The sequence below is a fragment of the Rufibacter tibetensis genome (genome assembly GCF_001310085.1).
Classification (GTDB): domain Bacteria; phylum Bacteroidota; class Bacteroidia; order Cytophagales; family Hymenobacteraceae; genus Nibribacter; species Nibribacter tibetensis.
This window is the reverse complement of the sequence record NZ_CP012643.1, coordinates 1,287,202-1,312,283: the sequence shown is the minus strand read 5'-3', so window position 1 is coordinate 1,312,283 and position 25,082 is coordinate 1,287,202. Positions and strand designations below refer to the sequence as shown.

17 protein-coding genes are annotated in these 25,082 nt (G+C 49.0%); 9 read left to right on the top strand and 8 right to left on the bottom strand.

Annotated elements, in window-relative coordinates:
• Positions 1-94: 94 nt before the first annotated feature.
• The 4 genes from DC20_RS05050 to DC20_RS05035 form a co-directional block, all read right to left on the bottom strand.
• A complete protein-coding gene (locus DC20_RS05050; RefSeq protein WP_062542833.1) occupies positions 95-643 on the bottom strand; it encodes a hypothetical protein in 549 nt (182 codons plus the stop codon).
• Between the two features lie 69 nt (positions 644-712).
• Positions 713-2,647, bottom strand: a complete 1,935-nt coding sequence (locus DC20_RS05045; RefSeq protein ID WP_062542832.1) for a DNA polymerase III subunit gamma/tau — start codon at positions 2,645-2,647, stop codon at positions 713-715.
• A 135-nt stretch (positions 2,648-2,782) separates the two neighbouring features.
• Entirely contained in the window at positions 2,783-3,448 is a 666-nt protein-coding gene (locus DC20_RS05040) for a porin family protein (protein ID WP_062542831.1), read from the bottom strand.
• 63 nt (positions 3,449-3,511) lie between these two features.
• A complete protein-coding gene (locus DC20_RS05035; RefSeq protein ID WP_062545807.1) occupies positions 3,512-3,916 on the bottom strand; it encodes a hypothetical protein in 405 nt (134 codons plus the stop codon).
• 277 nt (positions 3,917-4,193) lie between these two features.
• On the opposite strand from DC20_RS05035, the gene DC20_RS05030 reads away from it, so the two are divergent.
• Both DC20_RS05030 and DC20_RS05025 read left to right on the top strand, forming a co-directional pair.
• Positions 4,194-4,934, top strand: coding sequence for a nucleotidyltransferase (locus DC20_RS05030; protein WP_062542830.1), 741 nt, complete (start codon positions 4,194-4,196; stop codon positions 4,932-4,934).
• A 146-nt stretch (positions 4,935-5,080) separates the two neighbouring features.
• A complete protein-coding gene (locus tag DC20_RS05025) occupies positions 5,081-5,908 on the top strand; it encodes a metallophosphoesterase family protein (protein WP_083470241.1) in 828 nt (275 codons plus the stop codon).
• 54 nt (positions 5,909-5,962) lie between these two features.
• On the opposite strand, the gene DC20_RS05020 is transcribed toward DC20_RS05025, so the two are convergent.
• Positions 5,963-6,721, bottom strand: coding sequence for a class I SAM-dependent methyltransferase (locus DC20_RS05020; protein WP_062542829.1), 759 nt, complete (start codon positions 6,719-6,721; stop codon positions 5,963-5,965).
• A gap of 144 nt (positions 6,722-6,865) precedes the next feature.
• Between DC20_RS05020 and pruA the strand changes: the two genes are divergently transcribed.
• Complete coding sequence (pruA, locus tag DC20_RS05015) at positions 6,866-8,494, top strand: L-glutamate gamma-semialdehyde dehydrogenase (protein WP_062542828.1); 1,629 nt, start codon at positions 6,866-6,868, stop codon at positions 8,492-8,494.
• 139 nt (positions 8,495-8,633) lie between these two features.
• Complete coding sequence (locus tag DC20_RS05010) at positions 8,634-9,125, top strand: DUF4112 domain-containing protein (protein ID WP_062545805.1); 492 nt, start codon at positions 8,634-8,636, stop codon at positions 9,123-9,125.
• A 200-nt stretch (positions 9,126-9,325) separates the two neighbouring features.
• On the opposite strand, the gene DC20_RS05005 is transcribed toward DC20_RS05010, so the two are convergent.
• Positions 9,326-10,549, bottom strand: coding sequence for an ROK family transcriptional regulator (locus DC20_RS05005; RefSeq protein WP_062542827.1), 1,224 nt, complete (start codon positions 10,547-10,549; stop codon positions 9,326-9,328).
• Positions 10,550-10,815: 266 nt separating this feature from the next.
• Between DC20_RS05005 and DC20_RS05000 the strand changes: the two genes are divergently transcribed.
• From DC20_RS05000 to DC20_RS04985, 4 genes are all read left to right on the top strand, one after another.
• Positions 10,816-11,547 carry a Dph6-related ATP pyrophosphatase gene (locus tag DC20_RS05000; RefSeq protein WP_062545804.1) on the top strand — a complete coding sequence of 244 codons (732 nt, stop codon included), beginning with the start codon at positions 10,816-10,818 and terminating at the stop codon, positions 11,545-11,547.
• Positions 11,548-11,686: 139 nt separating this feature from the next.
• Positions 11,687-13,072, top strand: a complete 1,386-nt coding sequence (locus DC20_RS04995) for a lysophospholipid acyltransferase family protein (RefSeq protein WP_062542826.1) — start codon at positions 11,687-11,689, stop codon at positions 13,070-13,072.
• A 182-nt stretch (positions 13,073-13,254) separates the two neighbouring features.
• On the top strand, positions 13,255-13,980 hold the full coding sequence (locus tag DC20_RS04990; RefSeq protein ID WP_062542825.1) for an SGNH/GDSL hydrolase family protein: 726 nt from the start codon (positions 13,255-13,257) through the stop codon (positions 13,978-13,980).
• Between the two features lie 92 nt (positions 13,981-14,072).
• A complete protein-coding gene (locus DC20_RS04985) occupies positions 14,073-14,495 on the top strand; it encodes a T9SS type A sorting domain-containing protein (protein ID WP_062542824.1) in 423 nt (140 codons plus the stop codon).
• 75 nt (positions 14,496-14,570) lie between these two features.
• Here the strand turns inward: DC20_RS04985 and DC20_RS04980 are convergent, their stop codons facing one another.
• The gene (locus tag DC20_RS04980; RefSeq protein WP_169788158.1) at positions 14,571-15,584 is read right to left on the bottom strand and encodes a DUF6929 family protein; all 1,014 of its coding nucleotides are present in this window, start codon (positions 15,582-15,584) and stop codon (positions 14,571-14,573) included.
• Positions 15,585-15,697: 113 nt separating this feature from the next.
• Positions 15,698-16,588 (bottom strand): UV DNA damage repair endonuclease UvsE, encoded by an 891-nt coding sequence (gene uvsE / locus DC20_RS04975; protein WP_062542822.1) that lies wholly within the window; start codon positions 16,586-16,588, stop codon positions 15,698-15,700.
• A gap of 921 nt (positions 16,589-17,509) precedes the next feature.
• On the opposite strand from uvsE, the gene DC20_RS22640 reads away from it, so the two are divergent.
• Positions 17,510-24,781 carry a pectinesterase family protein gene (locus DC20_RS22640; protein WP_157593054.1) on the top strand — a complete coding sequence of 2,424 codons (7,272 nt, stop codon included), beginning with the start codon at positions 17,510-17,512 and terminating at the stop codon, positions 24,779-24,781.
• The last annotated feature ends 301 nt before the right edge of the window (positions 24,782-25,082 follow it).

The window sequence follows — 25,082 nt, the reverse complement described above, 5'->3', positions numbered from 1 at the left end:
AAAAGACCTCGTAGTGTCCGAAGGTCCTACGAGTGTCTATGCCAAAATATTTTCAGCCTTATTTCTTGAAAACGTGCCTAAAAAGCCATCTTATTTACCGGAAGGAAGCGGGGGAGTTGGTGCGGTTTTCTGAGGGGATGCCTAGGCGGTCTGCCAGGAGCTGGATGGTTTTATGGGCGTCTTCGGCGTTATCGGTGCGGAGTTCGTAGTCTGCTTCTTCTGACTGGGAGTACAAGCCTATGGTGTACCACATGTCGGGCGGGGCCGGCTCATCATCATGTGAGTGGGGGTGACCATGGTCGTGGTCATGGTCCTCAGAAGACCTGAGGGTAGAAGTAAGCAGAATCTGTTTGAAGGCTGGCAAGGGTGCCCATTTCCCGGTCTTCAGGCCAAACATGCTGAGGTACTCCCGCACCCGGCGGTTCTGGAAATCCAACTGGAAGCCATGGTAGGTGTACTTGAAAAGAAAGCCCAATAGCACCAGCAAAGCACCCGTCGCGATGGTCTGCGTGGGGTCTACGTACTTGCCGGGCCACCACCAATGCAAGGACGCCACCACAATCCCGGCAAAAAACAGTACATACCCCAGGTAACTGAGGGCTCCAAAAAAGGAGTCGGTTTTACGGTCGAAGAGGTGGTTCATGGTGGGGGTATAACGCGTAGAAACCTGTGAGTTTTGAATTTAAACCACAGTTTTCTACGCAAAAACTTCTTAAAAGTCGGTGTCCAGACCTAAACGGTTTTTCAGGTCTTTTAGGGCAGGGTACATGTCTGCCAGGTAATTGTACTTGTCCTGCGAGGTGTACAGTTTGCGGCCGTTTTCCTGCTGCACCACATCAATGTGCACCTGTAGGCGGTTATGCCCCAAGGCCTGGCGCAGGTACAAAAGAAACTCAGGTTTGAAACTGTTGAACTCGGCTACCTGTACCTCGTTTTCCACCTGCAGGTGCACCTCGGCCTTCTCGGCGTCAAAGTACCACTCGCGGTTCAGGATGGTGTACTCCAGGGTGCGATCGGTGTGCTTTACTTTGTCCACGTACAGTTTCCAGAGCTGTTGCAGCTTGTGTTCGTTGATGGTGGGCAAAGAGCCGGGCACGTAAGCCTCGGTTTCCTCTTCCAGCACTTCCACCATCGGCGCAGCCGAGGCCGCCACTTTTTCCTCAATGTTTTTCAGGCTGGGCAGCTTGGACATTTTGCGGCTGGCTAGGGGAGAGGAAATAGTGCGCAACGGAGCGGCTGGAGCAGTCACGGCCGGAGCGGGTAGGGGCGGAGCAATGGAAGGCACCGGGGAAGGAGCTTCCTCAGGGTACGTGTCAAATATCGGGTCTTCACCCGCGTCCATATCAGCAGGGGCGGTGTTGTGGTGCGTTTCAGAGCCGTTTTGGCTTGAACTCACCGAAACGGGTTGAGCCGGGGCGGTCACTGCCGGTGCCGGTGCGGGAGCTTGCGCCGGAGTAGCCGAAGCTGAACCGTTTGCCGCGGCTACGCCGGAACTTCCGTTAATTTTTTTTTTGACGTCTCCGGTTAAAGAGACGTCTGAGGCTAGTTGCAGCGCATGAGGCAAGTGCGCCAGTTTCATGAGCAACAACTCCACGTGCAGCCGTTGGTTTTTGGCCGCTTTAAAGTTTTGGTCGCAGCTACCTACCAGGTTCAAGCCTGATAACAAGAAGCTCAACGAGGCCTCCTGCGCCTGCTGGGCATAACGCGCCTTGATGTTGTCAGACACCTGTAGTAACTGAACAGTTACCTGGTCTTTGCATACCAGCAAGCTTCTGAAATGCTCGCCAATGCCCAACACGAAATTGTGCGAATCAAAGCCATTTTTCAGAATCTCGTCATAAAGCAGCAAGGCGCCACTTAGGTTTTGAGTGAGCAGGTATTCCGTCAGGCGGAAGTAATAATCATAGTCCAGGATGTGCAGGTTCTGCACGGTGGCCTTGTAGGTAAGGTGATGGCCCGAGAAGGTCACCATCTGATCAAAGATAGACAAGGCATCTCGCAGGGCGCCATCGGCTTTCTGCGAGATCAGGTGCAGGGCGTCGTCATCGGCTTTGATCTCTTCTTTCTGGGCAATGCGGCCCAGGTGCTGTACCATGTCCTCAATCCGGATGCGGTTGAAGTCAAAGATCTGGCAGCGTGAGAGAATGGTAGGGATGATCTTATGGCGCTCGGTGGTAGCCAGAATAAAAATGGCGTAGGCCGGCGGCTCCTCCAGGGTCTTCAGAAACGCGTTGAAGGCCGAGTTGGAGAGCATGTGCACCTCATCTATGATGTAGATTTTGTACTTGCCCGTTTGTGGCGCATACCGCACCTGCTCCACTAGGTTCCGAATGTCTTCTACCGAGTTGTTGGACGCGGCATCCAGCTCGTGCACGTTGAACGAACTGTTGTTGTTGAAGCTTTTGCAAGAATCGCACACGTTGCAGGCCTCTACCTCTGGCGTGATGTTCTGGCAGTTGATGGTCTTGGCCAGAATACGCGCGCAAGTGGTTTTACCCACCCCTCTTGGGCCGCAGAACAGGAAGGCCTGCGCCAGGTGGTTGCTGCTGATTGCGTTCTTTAAAGTAGTGGTAATATGGTGCTGCCCCACCACGCTGTCAAAGGTGGTAGGACGATATTTACGGGCCGATACAACAAAATTCTCCATCGCTCTACAAAGTTAATCGATTCTGATTCGAATCCGCAACGGAAAGAACAAGGTCAAGACAGGTTCTTGATTTTGTGCAAAGAGGAAGATGTTTCTGGCCTGTTTTGAGGAAAAGGCCAGAAACATAGAATTGGACTACTTGCCCGCTAAATTGTAGTGCAGGCCTAAGAGAAGGTTTGTAGAGTTGGTTCTGATGTTGTTGGAGCTTTTGGTAGTGTTTAAGATGCCAAGGTTATGCCTCACCTCTGCGCTAAGGTTTAAAACGGAGGAAATAGGTCTGGAGTAGCCAATGCCCCCAGAAACACCCACATCAAACCTCCTGCACCTGGATGTTTGATCCTCCTCTAAAGAAGGAAATTCGCCAGGTTGATTTGTCTTGGTCATTTGTTTCAGAAGCCAGCCTACGTAAGGGCCAGCCTTGACAAAGAAGCCGGTTTGCTTGATGTTTATTCCAAGTAATATGGGAACGGACAGATAGTGATAATTGAACTTAAGCGTGTACTCTCCACTGGCATAACCTCTTGAATTTGTGGAAGTGTAATCGACTTTATCTCCCTTGTTCTCGTACAGCAGGTCGGCTTTTATGAAAAACGAGGTGAATTGATGTTTCACGGAGAGTCCGGCCGTTCCTCTAATATCACTTTCAATCTCTAACGGTTCAAAGTAGTTGTCAGCCCGGCTCAGGAAGGTGCGGTTAGGCCCAACTAAGATACCAACTTGGGTTGTTCCGGCGGTGTCTTGGGCAGAACAGAGCGAAGAAACACCCACGCATAGCACAACGGAGAAAATGAAGTTTTTCATAAAATACAGACTGTGATAAAATATTATAGTTGTTATATATTGGTTTCTCTTTTAATAAGTAAACTACCTGAACGGCCGCTTCACCAGACTCACCTGCCCCATAGCGTCTTTCTCGTATTTGGCCAGGCAATGCGGCTTAAACTGCGCGTCAAAGTTCTGTTCACCGGGCGTAACGGCCTGGGGCGCTGGGTGGCCTTGCAGGAAGAAGTACACTTTAGTGGTGCCGTATTTAGTGTGGGGCATGTAGTCACCGTACTGCTGCATTTGGTCCCAAAGGCTGTCTGAGACAGTGACGGCGTAAATGCGCTGAATGGGGCCGGTGTTATTCTCGTTCCGGTACATAGCCACCTCAGTGAAATCGCCTTTCAGGTCCTGCACGCCCGGTTGAGTAAAGGCATCTTTGATAAACCAGATCATCAGCCCGGCAAAAACCGCGATCAATACATATTTTACTTTTTTCCCAGCCATTACTTCCTCTTGGTTTGTGGAGGCCAAACTTACGCACCCTCGCCCAGACCGCAAGGCAAAAAGGGAGTTCTGTTTCGGAGTCAAATCTTGAAAAATTGCCTAAAAACTAGCCCCTTGCTGTTTTTGAAGCATATCTCACCCCTTTAAGATAACATTTTTCTACTGTTTCAGTAAATGCTATACCTGCCTCTTCTCCCTTGGGCTTTCTAGAGAGAAGCAAGTGGCGCAGAGCCATGGCAGGCTCCCAACTTTCTACCTATCAGCACTGAATAATTTTATGGAATTAGATGATATGGCCCCTGAGGTGGCCCAGGAATTTTACCCGCAGGCGTTGAAGATGCTGCATGAGAGCGGGTTGCCCTTTATGATGGGCGGCGGTTTCGCACTGCGCCAGTATACTGGCATGCAGCGCCCCATGAAAGACATGGACGTGTTCTGCACCGCAGGCGACTGCCCCAGATTACTTAAGCTGTTTACAGACGAAGGATTCCAGACCGAGCTGGTAGATGCCCGCTGGTTGGCCAAAGCCTTCAAAGACGGCAAGTACGTGGACTTCATCTTCAACAACCCCGGCAGTTTTACCCCTGTCAATGATAACTGGTACCGCCACGCTACAGAGGGGGGTGAGTTCGGGGTACCCGTGAAATATATCTCTGCCGAGGACCTGTTCAAGTGTAAAATTTACGTGCAGAACCGGGAGCGGTATGATGGTTCTGACCTGAACCACCTAATCCTGCGTTACGGTAAGAACATGAACTGGCGACGTATTTTTGAAACATTAGAGCACCACTGGCACTTACTGCTGGCTCAGTTTATGTCTTTTCAGTTTGTGTACCCGTCTGAACGCGACATCATTCCGAGAGATATTTTTGATGAGCTGCTTCTGAGGGCCAAAGAACAGTTTGATATGCCGCCACCTACGGAAAAAGTATGCCGTGGCCTGCTGTTTGACCAGACCCAGTACGCGCCGGCGGTAACCGAGTGGGGTTTTAAGGCCATCACCAGCGTGACTATTTAACAAGTCCTGGATAGTAGATAATAGAAGCTTGACTTTCAATATGAAAAGGGAAAAGTGGTTTTAAACCAACACCTATTCTTCGCACGTATTCTAGGTCAAAGCAGGATTCTAACATCCATAGTCCAGCGTCTAAACTCTAAATAAGAATGGAACAACAACCGCAGCCTTACGTTACGCCACAGCCCGTTCAGCCATTACAGCCTCATGCCCCTCAAACCACTGACTTGCCGGCGGTAGTAGAGGGAAACAAGCCGGTGAGAATTGCAGCCGTGGGCGATATTCACGTACGGGAAACGGATAAAGGAAAATGGGTTGATTTCTTCAAAGCCGCCTCAAACCAAGCCGATATTCTGCTGCTCTGCGGCGATCTCACCGATCACGGATATGCGTCTGAAGCCCAGGTGTTAGCCGATGAAATGCGTGCCTGTACCATTCCGGTAGTATGTGTACTTGGCAACCATGATCATGACAAAGACGAACACGAAGAGATCAGGGCCTGCCTCATGAGCGACAATGTACACTTCTTAGACGGTGATGCCGTGGTGATCAAAAACGTGGGCTTTGCTGGCGTGAAGGGCTTTGGTGGTGGTTTTGACAAATACATGCTGTCCATGTTTGGCGAGGTAAGCAACAAGGCATTTGTACAGGAAGCGGTAGAAGAAGCTTTGAAACTGGAAGCCGGTCTTTCCCGCTTAGACAATGAGCATCCGGAAGTGAAGAAAATAGCCCTCCTGCATTACTCGCCCATCAAAGCCACGGTAGAAGGAGAACCTGAGGCAATTCATCCTTTCCTGGGTTGTTCCCGTTTAGCGGAGCCTCTGGAGCGGCAAAATGTGCTAGCCTGTTTTCATGGCCATGCCCACATAGGGACCTTAGAAGGCCAGACCTCCAAGGGCGTAAAAGTGTTCAACGTAGCCAAACCCATTCTGCAGAAAGCTGGCTTTGCCATGCCGTTCTTCCTGTTCGACGTGTAAAGTATAAGTCAAGATATAGAAGCCTCCTTTAGACCTGTTTTCCAGAAAACGGGCCTAAAGGAGGCTTCCCTTTTTAACCCGTCCTATTCGGCTGAAGATAGGGAAACACACCTCTTTTTGCTTTTCCTCCGGCCATACTTCTTTCATCTTTTGCATCAGAAGCACCACAGGGTTTTCTTCTTTCTGCCGGATGTACGCCTGCACGCTGGACCATGAGTTCAGGTAGCCTTCCAACTCAGATAAAGACCAATGGGTAGTAATGGCACCGGTAAAAGCAGGGGCTTCTTCAAACGGGAACGGAATGGTGGTGTACGCCCCGTCAATGTAACTGCGCTCAAAATCCCAGTAAGGTCCTACCGTTTGGGTGTAGAAATCAAGAATGAGCGGGTCTACCTCCGGAGAGATGGAAAGCAGACCATAGCCCCAGATAGCTATTACTGCATCTGGCTTGGCTACCCGGGCTACTTCGGCGAAGAAAGTATCAAAGTCAAACCAATGCACGGCCTGACCTACTGTGATCAAATCAAAAGAGTTATCGGTAAAAGTGGTGCGCTCCGCCGGAAGAAGATGGTAGGTGATGCGGTCAGAGGGTGGAGCTTGGGCGAGCTGTTTTTCGCTGATGTCAGTGGCATGTACGTGGGTGAAAAGTTTGGCTAGTTCTACCGCCACCTGTCCGTTGCCCGTTCCGCAATCCCACGCCAGTGCAGGAGTAGAAACCAATGAGCGCAGATGCTGGTACAAGGCATCGGGGTACGTGGGCCTGAACTTCTTGTAGAGGCTGGCCTGGGTGGAGAAATTGTCTTTAGGAGCCATGGCAGAACAGATTTAACCTTTCAGGAGGGCAGCCGTTGGGGTAATAAAGCGCCTTGATAACGCAGGCTACCGGGCGTTAGCCTTTTTTACTCGAAAGCCCTACCTTTGTTTATCCCATTACCTGAAATTTTAACCCATACCAATATGGCCAACGGATTTTTCAATGTCCCCATTCCGGTAAACGAGCCCGTTAAAAGCTACGTGCCCGGCAGCAAAGAAAGAGAAGAACTGCAACAAGTATATAATGCGCTGCGCGAGCAGCAATTAGACATACCCATGTACATTGGGGCCGAAGAAGTGCGCACCGATAACAAAGTGCCGTTCACGCCGCCGCATGACCACCAGCACGTAGTGGCTCACTACCACTACGGTAACGCCAGTCACGTACAGCAGGCCATTGACGCTGCCCTGGCCGCCCGTGAGCAGTGGTCACAAATGCCGTGGGAAAGCCGCGCCGCCATCTTCCTGAAAGCCGCTGACCTTTTGGCCGGACCTTTCAGAGCCCGCATGAACGCAGCTACCATGATTGGTCAGTCTAAGAACGTGTACCAGGCCGAGATTGACGCTGCCTGTGAGATGATCGACTTCTTCCGTTTCAACGCCAAGTACATGACCGATATCTACAAGATGCAGCCAGAGTCTTTGCCGGGCATGTGGAACCGTCTGGAGCACCGTCCGCTCGAAGGTTTCGTGTTCGCCTTGACACCGTTCAACTTCACGTCTATTGCCGCCAACCTGCCCGCCGCTCCGGCCATGATGGGGAACGTGGTAGTATGGAAGCCAGCCAACACCCAGATTTATTCGGCTCAGGTAGTGATGGAGTTGTTTAAAGCCGCTGGTTTACCAGCTGGCGTGATCAACTTAGTATATGTAGACGGCCCGGAAGCGGGTGAGGTGATCTTCCGTCACCGTCAGTTCGCGGGTATTCACTTTACCGGCAGCACCGGCGTTTTCAACCACATCTGGAAATCCATTGCTGATAACATCAACACGTACCGCAACTACCCACGTATTGTAGGCGAGACCGGCGGGAAAGACTTTATTGTGGCGCACAGATCCGCGAACGCGAAAGAAGTGGCCACCGCCATCACCCGTGGCGCCTTTGAGTACCAGGGCCAGAAGTGCTCTGCTGCTTCCCGCGCTTACATCCCGAACAACATCTGGGATGAGGTGAAAGCTCAGGTAGTGGAAGACCTGAAATCCTTCAAAATGGGCGATCCCGGCGATTTCAGCAACTTCATCAACGCCGTGATTGACGAGAAATCCTTTGACAAACTGGCCCGCTACATTGAGGCTGCCAAGAAAGACGACTCCGTGGAGATCATCGCCGGAGGCACCCATGACAAGAGCAAGGGCTATTTCATTGAGCCAACCATCATTGTGGCGCAAGACCCGCAGTACGTAACCATGTGCGAAGAACTCTTCGGGCCGGTGTTGACGCTGCACGTGTATGACGCTGACAAGTTTGAGGAGACCTTGCAGATTGTAGATGAAACTTCGCCATACGGCTTAACCGGCGCCATCTTCGCCAACGACCGTTACGCAGTGGAGTTGGCCACCAAGAAATTGAGCCACGCCGCCGGTAACTTCTACATCAACGACAAGCCTACCGGAGCCGTGGTTGGGCAGCAGCCGTTTGGTGGTTCACGTTCATCGGGAACCAATGACAAAGCCGGTTCTATGCTGAACCTGTTGCGTTGGTCCAGCGCCCGTACCATCAAAGAAACGTTTGTGCCTCCGGTAGATTACCGTTACCCGTTCCTGCAGCAATAAGCTTTTAGTTTGATATTCCTGAAACGGCCCTAAAGCAGCATCTGCTTTAGGGCCGTTTTGTGTAACGGGCTCTGCCACCGCCGGACGTAAATTAATCTTGAAGGCGGTTTCTGCGTATGAAGGAGAAATACCAGCAGCCATGAACCAAACAACTCCACCTGTTTCCCCTATAGATGAACGCCTGAAGTGGGTAGAGTCTATCTCCCGCTTGTTAGATAACCAGTTCCAGCTACCGGGCACCAAGTTCCGCTTCGGGCTGGACCCAATTATGGGCTTACTGCCCGTGGTAGGTGATCTCTCTTCCTTTGCTATGTCTGGCGTATTGGTCATGACCATGGCCAAGCACGGAGCTAGTCGGGCATTGGTAGTAAGAATGTTGTTTAACATCTTCCTGGATGCCGTCATTGGCAGTATTCCTATTGTAGGCTGGCTATTTGACTTCGGGTACAAGGCCAACCAGCGGAACGTGGAATTATTACGCAAACACTACCAGGAAGGCAAATACCAGGGCAAAGGCACCGGCTTTATCATTGGAGTGCTCATCGCGTTCCTGATTCTTTTCGGGCTGCTACTCTACGGCCTCTGGAAAGTAGCCGAATACCTTTGGTTATGGGCTTCCTCAGCGTGGTAACCGTTTAGAGAAGAGCTCTATAAAAATTAAATCCCCGTTTCAGGTCTGATTTCAAAAAAACAGGCTTGAAACGGGGATTTGTAATTCTAATGGAAGAATAGGCTTTGCAATCGCTGGCGCGAGCTTCCAGCTCGTGTCTGCACGTATTCCTAATCAACATTGCGTGTGGACACGAGCTGGACGCTCGCGCCAGCGGCCTATTAGTTATGTTCCAGTGCCAGGTAACGATGGCGTACCAACAGGCAGGCTCCAATAATACCGGCCTGGTCGCCAAGTTTGGAGATCTTCAGTTGGGTATCATTGTTCACCAGGCTCAATGAGTATTTCTTGATGGCGCTCTTGATAGGGAGCAGGATATAATCTTCGGTAGAGGAAAGGCTGCCGCCCAGCACCACCAGTTCTGGGTTGAAGATGTTGATGAGCAGGGCAACGCCGCGGCCTATTTTCTCGCCTATGTTGGCAATGAGTTCAATGGCTAGTACATCATCATTGTGGGCGGCCTGGATGATGTGGTCCAGGTTCACCTCTTCGGGTGACACGTTTACCGAGGTAGAGGCGCCGGCCAGCATTTGCTCTTTGAACATTTCCACCAAGGCCCAACCCGCAGCTTCAGTCTCCAGGCAGCCTTTTTTGCCGCACTTGCACATCTTCTCGTTCTGGAACATAGGGATGTGCCCGAACTCACCAGAATAGCCGGACTTGCCGTAGAATAGCTGGTTGTTGATGATCATGCCCATGCCAATGCCGTAGTCAAGGTTCAGGAACAGGACATCTTTCTCGTTGTCTACCACGCCAGAGCAATACTCGCCGTAGGCCATGGCGCGGGAATCATTCTCCAAAAACACCTTGATGCCTATTTCCTTTTCTATCACCTTGCTCAACGGGTCTTCGTGGAAGTCGAAGAGGTTATAGTTGTAGCCTTTGGCGTAGTTGATCCGGCCGGCCAGGTTAATGCCAATACCCAGAATCTTCTCTTTTGGAATAGGCAGGTCGGCGATGAAGGTATTGATCACATGGCAAAGCTCATCCAGGGACTCCTTGTCGTTGGAGAGCTTGTACGGGTACCGCTCAAAGCTGCTGATCAGGTTTTTCTGGAAGTCAGTAAGGCCAATGTTGATGTGGTGCGTTTTAACGTCAATTCCCAGAAAAAAGGCAGAATCTGGGGCCAGGCCGTAGACGTTGGGCTTTCTTCCGCCGGTAGAGTCTACCTTTCCGTGGTCTTGCACCAGGCCATCCTGAATGAGAATGTTTAAAAGGCTGGTAATTTTAGGAACGCTGAGGTGTAGTTCTTTCCCTAGTTCGGCAATGGTGGCATTACCCGTTTTGGCGAAATAAGAAATTACTTTCTTTTTGAGGTTCACATTTTTAATTGCGACCCCAGTTGGAAAATCACTGTTTATTTCCTCAAAGAAAGCCTTTGTCATCTTAGGTAAGTGTTTGGTGTAGCAAGAAGTTGTTTTACGTCTTCTCTGCTTTCTATACAAATTTAATTATTTCTATGAAGGTTGGTACCTCTTTAAAATAATTCTTCTATTAAGGCGTTTCCTAATCCTATTTAAAGAAAAGGAAAAAAAGGGATTATCTAGTATTGGCCACTACTTCTCTTATTCTCTTTTTCTAAAACCTACGTTTTTGCAAAAAGATAGGCAAAGCCGCTAAGGCTCCTCTCCAGATGCTGTACCTTTCGGGTATGAAACCTCTCGCCATTTTTAATTGGAGCGGCGGCAAAGACTCAGCCCTGGCTTTGCACCGCGTGCAGCAACAGCAACATTTCCCGCTCCATGCCCTGTTTACCACATTAAGCCAAACCCACCAGCGGGTCACCATGCACGGCGTGCGCGAAGAACTGATGCAGGCCCAGGCCCAAGCGGTAGGATTGCCGTGGAAGCCTATCTACTTGCCAGAAGGTGCCAGCCTTCCCGTGTACAATGACTTGATGACCCAAGCCTGGACCGAGTTCAAAACTTCTGGAGTAACACACGGCATCTTCGGAGACATCTACCTGGAAGATTTGCGGAAGTACCGTGAAGAGCAGTTAGCCTCTGTAGAAATACAAGCCCATTTTCCCTTGTGGGGGGAAGAGCCTACCGCTTTGCTGGAGGAGTTCTGGAGAGCCGGTTTCAAAGCCAAAGTAGTCTGCGTCAACGGAAAGCACCTGGATGCCTCCTTTGCGGGTCGTGAGCTGAATGAATCCTTCATCAACGACTTGCCGGCCCACGTAGACCCTTGCGGCGAGAACGGGGAGTACCATTCCTTTGTCTACGACGGACCCAATTTCAAGCATCCGGTGCCGGTGCAAACAGGGGAGGTGGTGTTCAGAAGTTACACACCCGCTTCTCAGGGTTCAGAAGAGGATTGCTTTGCCGCAACTCCTGCTTCTTATGACACGGGCTTCTGGTTTTGTGATTTGTTGCCCGCTTGAAAAACTGCCATTGTTTCCTTGAAACATACGTATGAGTGTTGTTGGAATCGTATACAAATCAGGCTGTTTGCTATTTTAGGATAGTTTTTCTGAAATCGCCTTGAAAATGCGTAGCTTCCTTGCCTAATGGTGCTCCTCTATGTTGTATTTTCTGCTTAAGACTCTTTTTCAGATTGCGTTGCGCGTGTTCTTCCGCCGGTTCACGGTGAATAACAAGCATCTGCTGTTTTCTGAAGGTCCACTGATTGTGGTGTCAAACCATCCTAACACGCTCATGGATCCCGTGGTGACAGCCTCACTCATGAAGCAGAACGTCTACTTCTTAGCGAAAAGCAGTTTCTTCAAACCCGGTATCCAGGGCTGGCTTTTCCATCGGTTGTTCATGATCCCGGTGTACCGTCGCGAAGACGTGGGCGAGGGAGGCACTGCCCAGAATGACGCCACGTTTGCGAAGTGCTACGAGTTTTTGGGCAAAGGCGGCACGCTCATGGTCTTCCCCGAAGGGAACAGTTTCATGCAGCGCCGCATCCGTCCGCTTAAAACCGGGACTGCCCGCATCAGCCTGGGTGCCGAGGCTCAGCACAACTTCAACTTGGGGCTACGCATTGTGCCGGTAGGCGTAAATTATTCAGACCCGTCACGGTTCCGGAGCGATGTGTTTGTGAACGTGGGCGAACCCATCCATGTGAAAAAATTTGAAGCGGCATACGCCGAAGATCCTTTCAAGGCAGCTCACATCCTCACCGATCATATAAAAGAGCGGTTGGAAGATCTGGTCATCCACACTGAGACCGATGAAGAGGACGCCTTGGCCCGCCAGGTGGAAGCCGTGTATCAAAGTAAGCTGGTGAAAGAACTGGACCTTTCAGAGTCTGAATCAGAGGAGCGGTTCCTGATCACCAAAGGCATTCTGCAAAGCATCAAGTACTTTGAGGCCCGCCAACCAGAGCGCATGCACTACCTGCGTACCGAGCTACAGGATTACCTGCAGCACTTGGAAAGTGTAGGCCTGGTACCCGATGCTTTTAAACGAATTCCTAACCGCCGCGAAGTGGCTTGGGGTACGGTGAAAACCATTCTTTATCTGGTGCTGGGTTTCCCCTTCTACCTCTTTGGCGTGATCCACAATTACCTGCCGTACCTGTTGCCGGCCAAGATTGCACGCAGCCTCACCAAAGACATTGAGTTTTACGCGCCCATCATGATGACCATTGGCATGTTCACGTTCCCCATCTTTTATGCGCTAATTGGGTGGGCGGTGCATGCCTGGTTTGGGATATCGGGTTGGGCGCTGGTAGGATACCTGGTGGCCTTGCCTATTACCGGATTCTTTGTGTTGCATTACTGGCACCGCATTCAGGAAGCCCGCCGTAACTGGATCTTCTTTTCCCTTTTCTCCAAACGCACTACTGTGCTTCACAGCCTGTTAGAGCAACGAAACCGCCTAATGGCAGCATTAGAGCAAGCCCGTGAAGAGTTTTTAGCCTCTTTTCCAGAGAACACGGCAGAAACGAAGCAAGCATAATCAAGCGCCCCCTTTGTTAGTGCCTCCTCTCAAACTCTAAACATTCAATGATTGTAGAGTTTAAGAGGGGGCTTTTCCCTTTTTATCGGTAAGCCGAAAGCTGCATGAACAATCCGCCCAGAGGCCCTGTTGCGTAAATAGGAAAAGGGCAGGAAGTTCTGCTTTTAGCTTGAATTAGAAAAATGCGTCTATTCCCTAAAATACTTGTTTTCGTTTACAGCCTCTTTTTCCTGGCAGCCTGTAGTTCTTCAGAGACTGAGGAAGAAGTTACCCCCACTCCTAATATACCTACCACGCCAAGTGCCTCGGGTTCTTACCTGGCCTTAGGCGATTCCTACACTATTGGGCAAGGGGTTGCAGCCACAGAGCGGTGGCCGGTGTATTTAGCCAATTCTTTATCTGGTGAAGGAGTGAAGGTAGGTGAGCCCCGAATCATTGCCCAAACCGGCTGGACCACCGCTGATCTTCTCCAGCGCGTAAAAACCGAGAAGTTTGACGGAGGCTATGGGTTGGTGTCACTTATGATTGGGGTAAACAACCAGTACCAGGGGCGTAGTCTGGAGGAGTTCAGGACGCAGTTCAGGGAGTTGCTGACGTTAAGCACTGCCCTGGCGCTGAAAGACCCGAAGAATGTGTTGGTGCTGACCATACCAGATTGGGGAGCTACGCCGTTTGGTTCTAGCAGGGACCGAGCATCTACCAGTGCCCAGATAAAGAGATTCAATGAGGTGATCAAAGCCGAAGCAACAACAGCCGGTATTACGGTAATAGACGTGTACGACATTTCTTTGTTGGTGCGGGAAACACCTGCGTACCTGGCTCCAGATGGGTTGCACTATAGCGGTTTAATGCACCAACGATGGGCCCAAATGGCGTTGCCCGAGGCCAAAAAGAAGCTGCTTGAATAGAATCTTCTGGGGTGCCTAAAAATTGGAACGGTATATGTATTGGAACTTTTACCGCAGCAGCGGACTTCTCTTAACTCCTTTATATATCCCGTATGGAAATGAAATTGAACGCAGTTGGTGCCTTGTTATTGGCGGGGATGTTAGCATTTGCTGCTGTCCCTGCGCAAGCACAGAATAAACCTAAAACCCTGCCCAAAGGAACCGCTCTGGCTATGGCAGCTCCCGGAAAGGACGCTCCCGTTCGCCGCGAAACCTTATCGGGCATTGACCTTTTTCCACAAGACAAAAAAGGCGACGTGTTTCTGCTTTCCTTCCAGCAGGACTTGCCTGAAGCTGGCGTTCTGGAGCTCACCAACTACGCCGGAAAAGTGCTGTTCACCAAGCCTATCCCGGCCGGAGACCACACCTTGGCGGCTCCTATCAACATTGGTAAGTTAGGAACCGGTACTTACCTGGTAGAAGTAAAAACGTCTAATACAGTGTACTGGAAAAAAATGCGAGTTCGGCGTAGATAATCATATTTTGACATAAACGGAAAGGCCTGCAAATGTTACATCTGCAGGCCTTTCCGTTTATGCGGCGTTTTCCCTTTACCAGGAGAATTTCACAACAACCAGTTCAGAAAAGCCATTGTCATTATCGGCTACGCAGACGGCGGTGAGATCGCTTCGGTCTTGGCCCGAGATGCAGATGGACTCAATCTTGCTTTTGTAAAGTGTTCCGTCTTGTTCTGTGATGGGCACGGCCACCTGGGGTTTGGCTGGTCCTTCAGTATCATGCGGATGTGCCTGTAGCAAGCCCACCAAGCTGCCGTAGATTTCTCCGTCCAGCACAGCATTTGGGGTTTCCTCGGCCGATGCCGTGAAGAGCATCCGGCCACCCAAGGCAGTTGTCATGCCAGAGAACCCTGTTTTTATTTGAGAGATATCGGGCAAGGCCCAGTTCTTAACTTCTGAGGGTTTAGGCGCTTTTTCCTGTCCCAGTAGGTATGGCGTAATGGACTCCATGTTATACGTGATCAGCACGTTTTGCCCGCCCGGCGCGTACCGCTGCAGGAGGTACAGGTATTCTTCATCGGCCGCCAGGCCTTCAATGTTAAGCGCTGCCTGCCCGGTAACCGCTTTGTTTGCGCGTAATTGGTCATAAAGCGGAGTTAGGTCTATGGTGATAGGCTTACCCAAGCCGCTTCGGGTGACCGGAACCAGGAAACCAGTGTTTCGGGGCTGAGTGGCTCCTGAGCCCACAATGAGCAGGCAAGGCTGCCCACCTTCCAGGGTCACCAGGGTAATGGCCTCCAGATCTGGTTTGACTGGTTTAGGAATACGCCCCTCCACCACAGAACTGGCTTCAAACAACTGGACCTTATTCACCACTTTGAAATTCTTGTCCAGAGTGAACAGGTAAGGCGAATCATCGCCGATGACGTAGTACTGATCACCCACGCGCTCAATTCCTGAGGCCGAGGGAATTCCTTCCAACACCAGTTTCTTTCTGATGACTGCGGTAGGGGTGGTGGTGGACTCTGCGTCTGACTGGCAACTGGCGGAGATAAGGGACATAATAAGGCAGGTGCAATAAGGTAAGAGCCGTACTAGAATTTTCATGGGGGATGTATAATCTAAGTCAGCGTTCTGGTTAAGGTTAGCTGGCGGATGTATCTTCTATAAAAATGGAATTCGTTTTGAGGCTGATTTCAGGAAACCGGGTAAAAACAGCATCAGACCAAAGCCAATTCTTCCAATACCTGGCGCGCGCGCAGGCAACTGGCTTCTTTGTCTTTGATTTCCAACATGATATCTACGTCTAAACCGTTCAAGTGGCTGAGAAACTCCCGAAACAAATCGGTTTCAATGCTGGTCACGTGCTTGCCCTTTCTATCTCCCGGCGATTGGGAGCTGTAATCCATCATGAGTACGCCGTCTTTTTCTGGATGCCAGGTGCCAGCCGCCAGTTGCAGCGCCTCTTCCATGGGTTCGCCGTTGTTCAGGCATTCATGGTGGAAATTGTCAAACAAAATGGGAATCCCGGTCTCAGAGTTCAGTTCCAGGCAATCACGCAGGCTGTACAGGCGGTCATCGTTCTCCACCACCAGACGCGCTTTCACGTTGTCGGGCATGGTGTGGTAGGTCTGGATAAAGCGTTTGAGGGCCGCGGGTTTGTCGCCGTACACACCACCGGCATGGATCTGCAGCTTGGCCGTAGAGTCCAGCCCCATTAAATCCATCACTGTGCCCTGGTACACCAGTTCCGCAATGCTGTTGCGCACAATACGTTCATCTGGCGAGTTGAGCACCACAAACTGGTCTGGGTGCATGGAGATTCGCATGTTGTGCTTTTTGATGAAATCGCCCAAACGCCGGAACGTCATCTGGAAGTGCTGCTGCCAATTGTAAGTGTTGATTTCATGTGAGGCAAACGGCACCAACTCAGAACTCATTCTAAAGAACAGAAACCCGTGCTCCAGGTTGTACTCCAAAATCCGGCGCAGGCAAGTCAGGTTCTTCTCCACCGTCTGCACCAGCCGCTCCTCATTGTAAGACGCCAACCGGAAGGTAGTGGCTGAGCTACAGTCCAGAGATTCATTCACGCAAGGATATCCGATCTTCATGTTTCACAGGATTAGGTGGTATAAACCAGTGCCTGAGGCAGATGTTTATGGATAAGTAAACGGAGGTAAGGCGGTTGTGTTTTAGGAAGTTCTCAGCAGTTGTTTAACTATTAAGAATATTGTGTAGGAATACATTGATACAAATAGGGCGCAGAACAAAATAAGAGGAGGAAAGCCGTGCAAAGTTGCTCTTTGAGGTTAAGAAATCAGAATAGTTGGTTTACTAACTTTCTTCTCTGTTGAGGAACTTCTATCAATAGGAGTTTTTTTTAAAATTTTTGCAATTTAAACTTGTTTGTAGGGTATCTAATTGCTAATATTAGTAAAATGTTGCGCAATCGTTTGCACAATATCTTAAAATGATTGCATGGTTTTCTTGCATAAAATGATAAAAACCATGTTAAAAAGCTTAATAAGCTAGTTTTCGTTAAGTGAGAAATTGCGCAATCGTTAGTGCATTATAAATGTAGCTAGATGTGCTTGGGTCAGGTATAAGATAATTTGGAGTACAGGTGAGAGTGGCTTGAAAGAAGTTCTACAATTTTTTAAAGCTTCTATAGGGAAGTGAGTATAGGTAAAAACTTAATAATCTGGTATATGAGACAAATTCTACTTTATGCATTCAACAGTGCGGGACCAGGCCCAATGGCCTTGTCTACTCCATTACTTCAAATCCCCTCTGTTTCTTTAGAATAAGTGCTTCCTATCTGCATGGAATCTGGTCAGAACTTTCCTGTTGATTTTTATATGAGATGGGCTGAACTGAGAAAGCCATTGATTTTTCAAATATAGAGCCAACAGTATAGGTCCTTACTGAAGGTAAAGACCTCTGTTACTCACACCTAAAAGCAAAATACCTCTTTTGCCAAGGGCCTTCTATGCCCTGTTTTGAATATATGTCATTAAAACACTTAAAAGATTATGGTTTCAATTCAATTAAGTAAACAACTCAAGTTGCTCTTGTTGCTGTGTATGGCTATTGCCTTTACCACACAGGCCCAGCAATTGGCGTTTCCTGGCGCTGAAGGTTTTGGTCGGTTTACCACCGGTGGACGGGGCGGAGCAGTTTATGCGGTAACAAACCTGAATGATTCTGGCGCAGGTAGCCTACGGGAGGCTGTGAGTAAATCTGGTGCCCGAACAATTGTCTTTAGAGTATCAGGAACGATTAGCTTACAGTCCAATCTGAATATAACTAATGGTAACATCACCATAGCCGGCCAAACTGCCCCTGGCGATGGGATTACCATCAAAAACTTTCCGGTTAATGTAAATTCGGATAATGTCATTATCAGGTATTTACGGTTCCGGATGGGGGATGAAGCGTTACAGGAGGCAGATGCATTGGGAGGCCGCTTTAGAAAAGGCATCATTGTAGACCATTGCTCCATGAGTTGGTCAACCGATGAGTGTGTGTCCTTTTACGGGAATGAGAACTTCACCTTACAGTGGAGCATCATCTCTGAGAGCCTTCGCAACTCTGTACACGTGAAAGAGGCGCATGGCTATGGTGGCATTTGGGGCGGCAAGAACGCTTCATTCCACCATAACCTGTTGGCTAACCATGACAGCCGTAATCCCAGGTTAGGAGAAGAGGCGGGAAAGGCCTATGCTCTTACAGACTTGGTAGACTTGCGCAATAATGTTCTTTACAACTGGGGGAACAACAGTGCCTACGGGGGAGAAGCCATGAACGTGAACATGGTGAATAATTACTATAAACCTGGTCCAGCTACTGTTTCTTCTAAAAGAGAGCGGATCCTCTCCATTGATAAAAATAATACAGAGGGCACAGAAGTATACAATATTTGGGGCAAGTTCTACATAAACGGAAATTTTGTGGAGGGAAGTGCCCGGGCAACAAGTGACAACTGGACGTATGGCGTGTTCAACCAATTTCACGGTAGTTACGGTACCGTCTCAGAAGCCGATAAAGCAGCCATGAAGCTTTCTGAGCCACATCCAATTGGGGGGAATGTGGTGACGCATGCAGCCACGGAGGCTTATGAATTAGTGCTTCAGCAGGCAGGGGCATCACTTAAACGTGATGCAGTAGATGTTCGCATTATTGAACATGTGAAGAATGGTACTTATACAGCTCCTGGGTCAAAGGGTAGCACCAATGGGATCATAGACTCGCAGGCTGACGTTGGCGGATGGCCGGCACTTGAATCAACTCTTGCACCACAAGATACAGATAATGATGGCATGCCAGATGCCTGGGAGCAGCAGAATGGCTTGAATCCGAATCTTGCTTCTGACGGAAATGCCTATGGGAGCAACGGCTATACCAACCTTGAAAACTATTTAAATAGTTTATCTACCCTCTCTTCCTCTAAAGACCCGGCTATATTAGCAAGTGGTTCTTTCAGTACTTTCAACCAGGCAATTGGTTCTCCTTCGGCTGCTCAGACTTTGTTGGTTTCCGGTTCAAACCTCACTGGTAACATTTCCATTGCAGCACCTGCCAATTACCAATTATCCGTTGATGGCACCAACTGGCTGAATAGTATAACCCTGACAGCAAATGCCGGAACAGTTTCCTCCACCTCTATCAAAGTGCGTTTAAATGCGCAGGCTACCGGAACATATTCAGGTACCCTGGTGCTTTCAGGAGGGGGAGCCGAGTCGGTTAGTTTTTCATTAAATGGTACAACTTCTATGCCCGAGCCAGAGCCAGAAAGCCAGTTTTTGGGCGCTTTCCCCGATGTAGATGGTGGTTTTGAAAACCAGACAGTGGGCTCCTCTTCCACTGTGTCCTCCCATACCTCAACTACTAAGTGGGAGGCATCTTCTTCCATTCAAATCCTGAACACCAACGCCCGCACGGGTTCCAAGGTACTGCATTGGAATGGGGCTAGTGCCAGCGTGAAATACCTTTTAGCGCCTGTTTTAATCGCTCCTACACTGCAGGCGGGTACCAAATATGTGGTGCAGTTCTGGTATAAGAAGCCAGCAAGCAGCGGAGCAGGCAGTTTGTTCCTGAGTGGCTATAATAGTATTACAGGTGGTATGAGTGGTGGAACTGGTACCACCACTGCCGAGAGGGATGAGACCTCACATAGTACTGCATTATCTGAATGGAAATTATTCCAGGGCGTGATGACTACGCAGAGTGGAGTTACGGTTACCAATACCTATCCTGGTATCAAAGTAGAAAATCCGCAGTCTCCTTATTTTGACATTGATGACTATGTAATCTATCAAGGAAGTACCTTTGATATGACCGCTCCGGATGTTGCTACCTCGCCAGCGAGTAAAGGCGCGGCCAATAGTATTGCCATAAGCTGGCAGGCTCCTGCCAGTGGGGTTGACGGAGGTGGTTACTTGGTTGTGCGCAGCGCTTCTGCAACAGCACCGGTGCCCAATGCCAACGGGGTATATGTAACCGGCAATACAATGGGGGCAAATAGCTCAGTTGTATTCACAGGGAAGAATACCCAGTTCTCAGATAATGGAAGCATTGCAGCCCTCGCTTCCGGCACTACCTATTACTATCACATCTTCACCGTAGACAAAGCCTTTAACTATTCACCAGCGGCCACCATTTCTGGTGCAGTTCAGGCGCACCAGACTCCTGTGGTTTCACTGGCAGGCACCTTGGGGTCGTTTACCCAAGAGGTAGGGAAACCTTCTGCTGCAAAGACCTTCACCGTAAAAGGAACAGATCTGGGAGCATCGGTAGAGATAACGGCTCCCGCTGGTTTTGAAATATCTGCCGATGAAACAACATGGCAGACTTCTTTAAGTCTTGCGCCAGCCAATAACAGCCTTGATGCTACCCGGTTTGTGCGGTTGAATGCGCCTGTGGCCGGTTCCTACAGCGGTAATCTGCTTGCCTCCAGCACCGGAGCCGCTAATGCAACTCTGGCTATTGATGGCACTACAACGGCTGCGGCTATTGTCTATACACCGGCCAATGCCGATGCAGTAGTTGCTCTGGATGGTACGGGTAATTTTACCAGCATACAGGCAGCTATCAATGCGGCCCCAACCGGTAGAACTACTCCTTATGTGATTTATATCAAGAATGGGAAATATGTAGAAAAAGTAAACATTCCTTCCAACAAACCTTTCCTACAATTTATCGGGGAAAGCGCGGCCAATACCATTATCAGTTGGGATTCCTATGCTGGCAAGGTAGAGAATGGCGTGACGCTTGGCACCAATACTTCTGCCACTCTTACTGTGAACGCCAATGACTTTTTCATGATGAGCATCACGGTAGAGAACGCTTCGGGTTACGTAGGAGATGGGCCGCAGGCGCTTGCCTTGTATGTAGTGGGTGACCGGAACGCATTTAAAGGTTGCCGGTTCATCAGTGGTCAGGATACCGTATGGCATAACGGCGACGGCAAACGGCAGTACTTCAAAGACTGTTACATAGATGGCAACACAGATTTCGTATTTGGTAGCTCTATTGCAGTGTTTGATAACTGTATCATCTATGGCAGAGATAGGATTGATGGCAACTCAGGCGGATATGTTACCGCCGCCAATACACCGGCCGGTCAACCCTATGGTGAGGTATTCAGGGATTGCCGTATCCCCAATAACCGGGGTGTAACTAATTATTCCTTGGGAAGGCCTTGGCAGAATGATTTAGGGAAAGAGTCTAAGACTGTCTTCTTGAATACGGTAATGGGCACTTCCGTTATCCCTGCTGGTTGGTCGGTTTGGAATGCCACTACCAATACTTCGCTTATTACTTATGCAGAATACAAAAGCAAAAAGTATAACGGTGAGTTAGTGGATGTAAGCCAGCGCGTTTCCTGGTCTAAACAGTTAACCGATGCACAGGCAGCGCTTTATTATGACAACACAAACCTGTTTGGTGCCTGGAATCCTAATGCTGCCTTTCCAGCCTTGAACAATATGGTGCCTGCTGAATTAGCGGTGGCTAACTTCAGGGCTCAGAGAGGAGCTTCCAGTACAACCCTTAGCTGGAATCTTAGCTGGCCTATGAGTGATGTGCTGTATGAGGTGTTCCGTAGCACAGATAACGTGAATTTTACAAAGGTAAGCACGGTAAAAGGATCTACTGATGAAGTAGTAGCTTTCAGTGTAACAGATGGTGTGCCCGTGAAAGGAACCGTTTATTACTACTATGTAAAAGCTTCCAAAGCAGGTTTAACAGCCCATCAAAGTTATATAGCTATTGTTGATCCAAGTATTCCCATTGATGGGGAGTTCAGGTCAGCGGGTTCAGGCTTCTGGACAAATGCAACTACCGGCAATGGAGCAAATGCTTCCTCTATCTGGGAGAAATATAGTGCCTCCACTAAGACTTGGGTATTACAAGCAAAAGGTGTTCAACCGAACAGTGTGAACGTAACCATCAGAGAGGGGCATTCTGTAATAGTAGACGGACTGAAAAATGCCAATAACCTGACCATAGAAAGTGGGGCAGTACTGAAAGGTAATGGGGGATACAACACCACTCCAAATGCGCAGACCTTGCGTATTGGCGCAGGTTCGGCAGCAAGTGTGCTTCTCCAGAACGATGGCGTTTTTGGGGGTAATAGCAATCCTGATGATTTGATCATCATGGAATTCAATCCTGCCTGTGCTTCTGTGTTATGGACGGGTTCAGGGACTTCCAGAATTACCCGCCTGCGTCCAGTGCCTGGAAATACGAACCCGTTGCAGGTAACCTTTGACCAGGATGTGGACCTTTCTTTCAACAACGCTGCCTTCACTGCCTATTACAACCACGTCAGCAATACCACTAATGAGAATGTTACCTTCACTATCAATAAAGGGAAAACGGTAAGATTAGTACATCCTTCGGGTTCTTTTAGCCCTACTGGAACCAGTACAGCAAACCCAGGTGGTAATTACACTTATAATATTGATGGTACGCTGGATCTGAGTGCCACTACTACCAATTCTAATCTGGTGCCTCTTTCTACCAACGCATCTTCCCTGATCTCTCTCAACATTGGTAGCAGCGGAACTTTGAAATTGGGTACTGGATTCAATACTGTGAACAGCGCACCATCTTCAACCAGCAATGGCAGAGTGGTGATGACCGTGGCAGACGGAGGTACAATTGATGCAACTAAAACAACCAATCTAAGACTTGGGACCAATTACTTCATCATGTCTGAAAATGCCGTCCTGAAACGGGCAGTAGGAGCTACGGCAGTTACTTTCCCAATAGGTACGGCAACCAACAGCTACAATCCAGTTACTTTAACGAACACCGGTACCTTTGATAACTTTGCTATAACCGTTAAAAACACCTTTGACAACCCCGTTACGGAGCCAGGTAAAGTGGTGAACAAGCAATGGAGTATAAAGGAAGATGTAGAGGGAGGAAGTATGTTAGCTGCCCAGTTTGGATGGAATGCGGCTGATCAGGCAAGTGCCTTTGATCCTGCGCAGCAGCTTTATGTAATGAAGTATGCAGACGGAGATTGGGAAACCACGGCTGCCACACTCACTGGCAGCGGAACAACTGCCAGCCCTTACGTAGCCACAGCCACTGGATTTACCAACTTGTCTTTCTTTGGAGTGACCACCTTCACGAAAGCAATTCCAACCCTGAAAATGGAAGATGGCACCTTTACGTATAATGGTCAACCATATTCTGCTACTGCCTATGCGTATGGTGTAAATGGGTCAGAGGATAGGTTGCAACCAGAAGTAACGTTGGTTTACAAAGATGCAGCAGGAACAACGCTGGCGGGGCTACCGGTTGAGGCTGGCGTTTATACCGTTGAAGCTGCTTTTGCCGGAAACAAATACTATACAGCTGCTTCTAAAACTGCCATCCTCACGATCAACCCCGCGGCAATAACCGTTAAGGCAGATCCGCTTACCAAACAGTGGAGCGATCCAGACCCAGTGTTATCCTTTGTTGTGGAAGGCACACTGATAGGTACAGATACGTTCACTGGTTCATTGGAGCGTTTGGCAGGAGAAGAGCTAGGTACCTACACGGTTAATCAGGGAACGTTGGCGCTGAGCAGCAACTATGTTCTTACGTTTGTGCCTAATATCTTGACCATAACGCAAGAGGACGCCCTGATCACGTTTACAGGGTCACAGTTTGTAAACACATCCTGCGCTACCTGTTCTGGTGCAACTGTAACCTTAAGCGCTACCATTCAGGACATATCTGCTACGGGTGACGCTGCAGGCGATGTTCATCCGGGAGACATCAGTAAGGCTAAGGTGCGCTTTGTGAACAGGGAGACCAATACCGCTATTTCTGACTGGTTGTCTGTAGTACTTGTAAATAATGCTGATAAGCTCACCGGAACGGCTGTCTATAACTGGGCAACCACTACCGGAGCCAGCGATGCGGCAGACTACACCATCGGTATTGAAGTAGACAACGGTCCTTATTTCAGGAACAGTGCTGCCGATAATGTGACGGTGTTAGTGGCCAAGCCTTTGAATGACTTTGTAGTAGGAGCGGGTGCTATTTCCACCTCAAATTCAAAGGGGCAGTATGCAGCTGATGCAGGAGCAAAGATTCATTTTGCCGCTAATGTGAAATACAATAAATCAGGTAAAAACCTGCAGGGACGTGTTAACGTGATCTTCAGCAGAACGGAGGCTGATGGTATTGCCCATGTGTATCAACTGAAAGGGAATGTGATGAACTCACTTTCAACTAACACAGCTGACCAGATGAACAAGCTGGCTGTGTTCACAGGCAAAGCTGCCATGGTAGATATCACAAATCCGCTGAACCCATTGTCAGTAGCAGGTAATCTTACATTGCAGGTGGAGATGACTGATAAGGGGGTAACTGGCGCCAATGATGCAATAAGTTTCACTGTTTGGACCAACGAAGGAGGGCTACTGCTTTCCAGCAAATGGACGGGTACCTCTTCTGCCAAAACAAACTTGAGCGGCGGGAACATTTCTATCACTGGTGGCAGTGTTACATCAGGTAATGTAACCAGTACCCAAGTGTCCACGATGGGTATAGAAACAGGCAAACCGCAAGTTCGGGTGTATCCAATTCCGAGCAATTCTTACTTCACCCTAGTGCTTGAAGGAACTGAGGGGGAAACAGCAGAGGTGATGGTGCGTGATCTAACTAACCGTAAAGTTGAGCAGTTCAAAAGTGAAGTTGATAAATCTGTTCAGTTCGGCGACAAACTTGCTGCTGGAACCTACCTTGTAGAAATCTGGCAAGGTGGGAAACGCACTACCATCAAGGTGGTGAAGCAATAATACATAAGCCTAATTCTGCTATGCCTCAACTAGTGGTGCCGGATTAAATTATTTTACCTAACCTTTTCAGGTTTTTAAGGGCTCAAGTTTCTAATAAATGAAACTTGAGCCCTTTTTTATAAGCAAGTATTATCAAAGAGTTTTATCAGACTTTGAAAAGCAGCTATAGAACTGAATTAGCAAATGTTAACTCAATTAAAAAATCCTTTACTAATAATAGAGCTAAATTAATGTGAATTGTTACTACATGTAACGCCAAGTCAACTCAAAAAAATGTTAATAAAATCTACTTGCCTTTCGG

Bases quoted from the DNA above. Each gene is read 5' to 3' on its own strand.
- DC20_RS05025 (WP_083470241.1), top strand. From the start codon at position 5,081: ATGGAACAACAACCGCAGCCTTACGTTACGCCACAGCCCGTTCAGCCA.
- DC20_RS05000 (WP_062545804.1), top strand. From the start codon at position 10,816: ATGAAACCTCTCGCCATTTTTAATTGGAGCGGCGGCAAAGACTCAGCC.
- uvsE (WP_062542822.1), bottom strand. From the start codon at position 16,588: ATGAAGATCGGATATCCTTGCGTGAATGAATCTCTGGACTGTAGCTCA.
- DC20_RS04985 (WP_062542824.1), top strand. From the start codon at position 14,073: ATGGAAATGAAATTGAACGCAGTTGGTGCCTTGTTATTGGCGGGGATG.
- DC20_RS05050 (WP_062542833.1), bottom strand. From the start codon at position 643: ATGAACCACCTCTTCGACCGTAAAACCGACTCCTTTTTTGGAGCCCTC.
- DC20_RS05010 (WP_062545805.1), top strand. From the start codon at position 8,634: ATGAACCAAACAACTCCACCTGTTTCCCCTATAGATGAACGCCTGAAG.
- DC20_RS05035 (WP_062545807.1), bottom strand. From the start codon at position 3,916: ATGGCTGGGAAAAAAGTAAAATATGTATTGATCGCGGTTTTTGCCGGG.
- DC20_RS05005 (WP_062542827.1), bottom strand. From the start codon at position 10,549: ATGACAAAGGCTTTCTTTGAGGAAATAAACAGTGATTTTCCAACTGGG.
- DC20_RS05030 (WP_062542830.1), top strand. From the start codon at position 4,194: ATGGAATTAGATGATATGGCCCCTGAGGTGGCCCAGGAATTTTACCCG.
- DC20_RS05020 (WP_062542829.1), bottom strand. From the start codon at position 6,721: ATGGCTCCTAAAGACAATTTCTCCACCCAGGCCAGCCTCTACAAGAAG.
- DC20_RS22640 (WP_157593054.1), top strand. From the start codon at position 17,510: ATGGTTTCAATTCAATTAAGTAAACAACTCAAGTTGCTCTTGTTGCTG.
- pruA (WP_062542828.1), top strand. From the start codon at position 6,866: ATGGCCAACGGATTTTTCAATGTCCCCATTCCGGTAAACGAGCCCGTT.
- DC20_RS04995 (WP_062542826.1), top strand. From the start codon at position 11,687: ATGTTGTATTTTCTGCTTAAGACTCTTTTTCAGATTGCGTTGCGCGTG.
- DC20_RS05045 (WP_062542832.1), bottom strand. From the start codon at position 2,647: ATGGAGAATTTTGTTGTATCGGCCCGTAAATATCGTCCTACCACCTTT.
- DC20_RS05040 (WP_062542831.1), bottom strand. From the start codon at position 3,448: ATGAAAAACTTCATTTTCTCCGTTGTGCTATGCGTGGGTGTTTCTTCG.
- DC20_RS04980 (WP_169788158.1), bottom strand. From the start codon at position 15,584: ATGAAAATTCTAGTACGGCTCTTACCTTATTGCACCTGCCTTATTATG.
- DC20_RS04990 (WP_062542825.1), top strand. From the start codon at position 13,255: ATGCGTCTATTCCCTAAAATACTTGTTTTCGTTTACAGCCTCTTTTTC.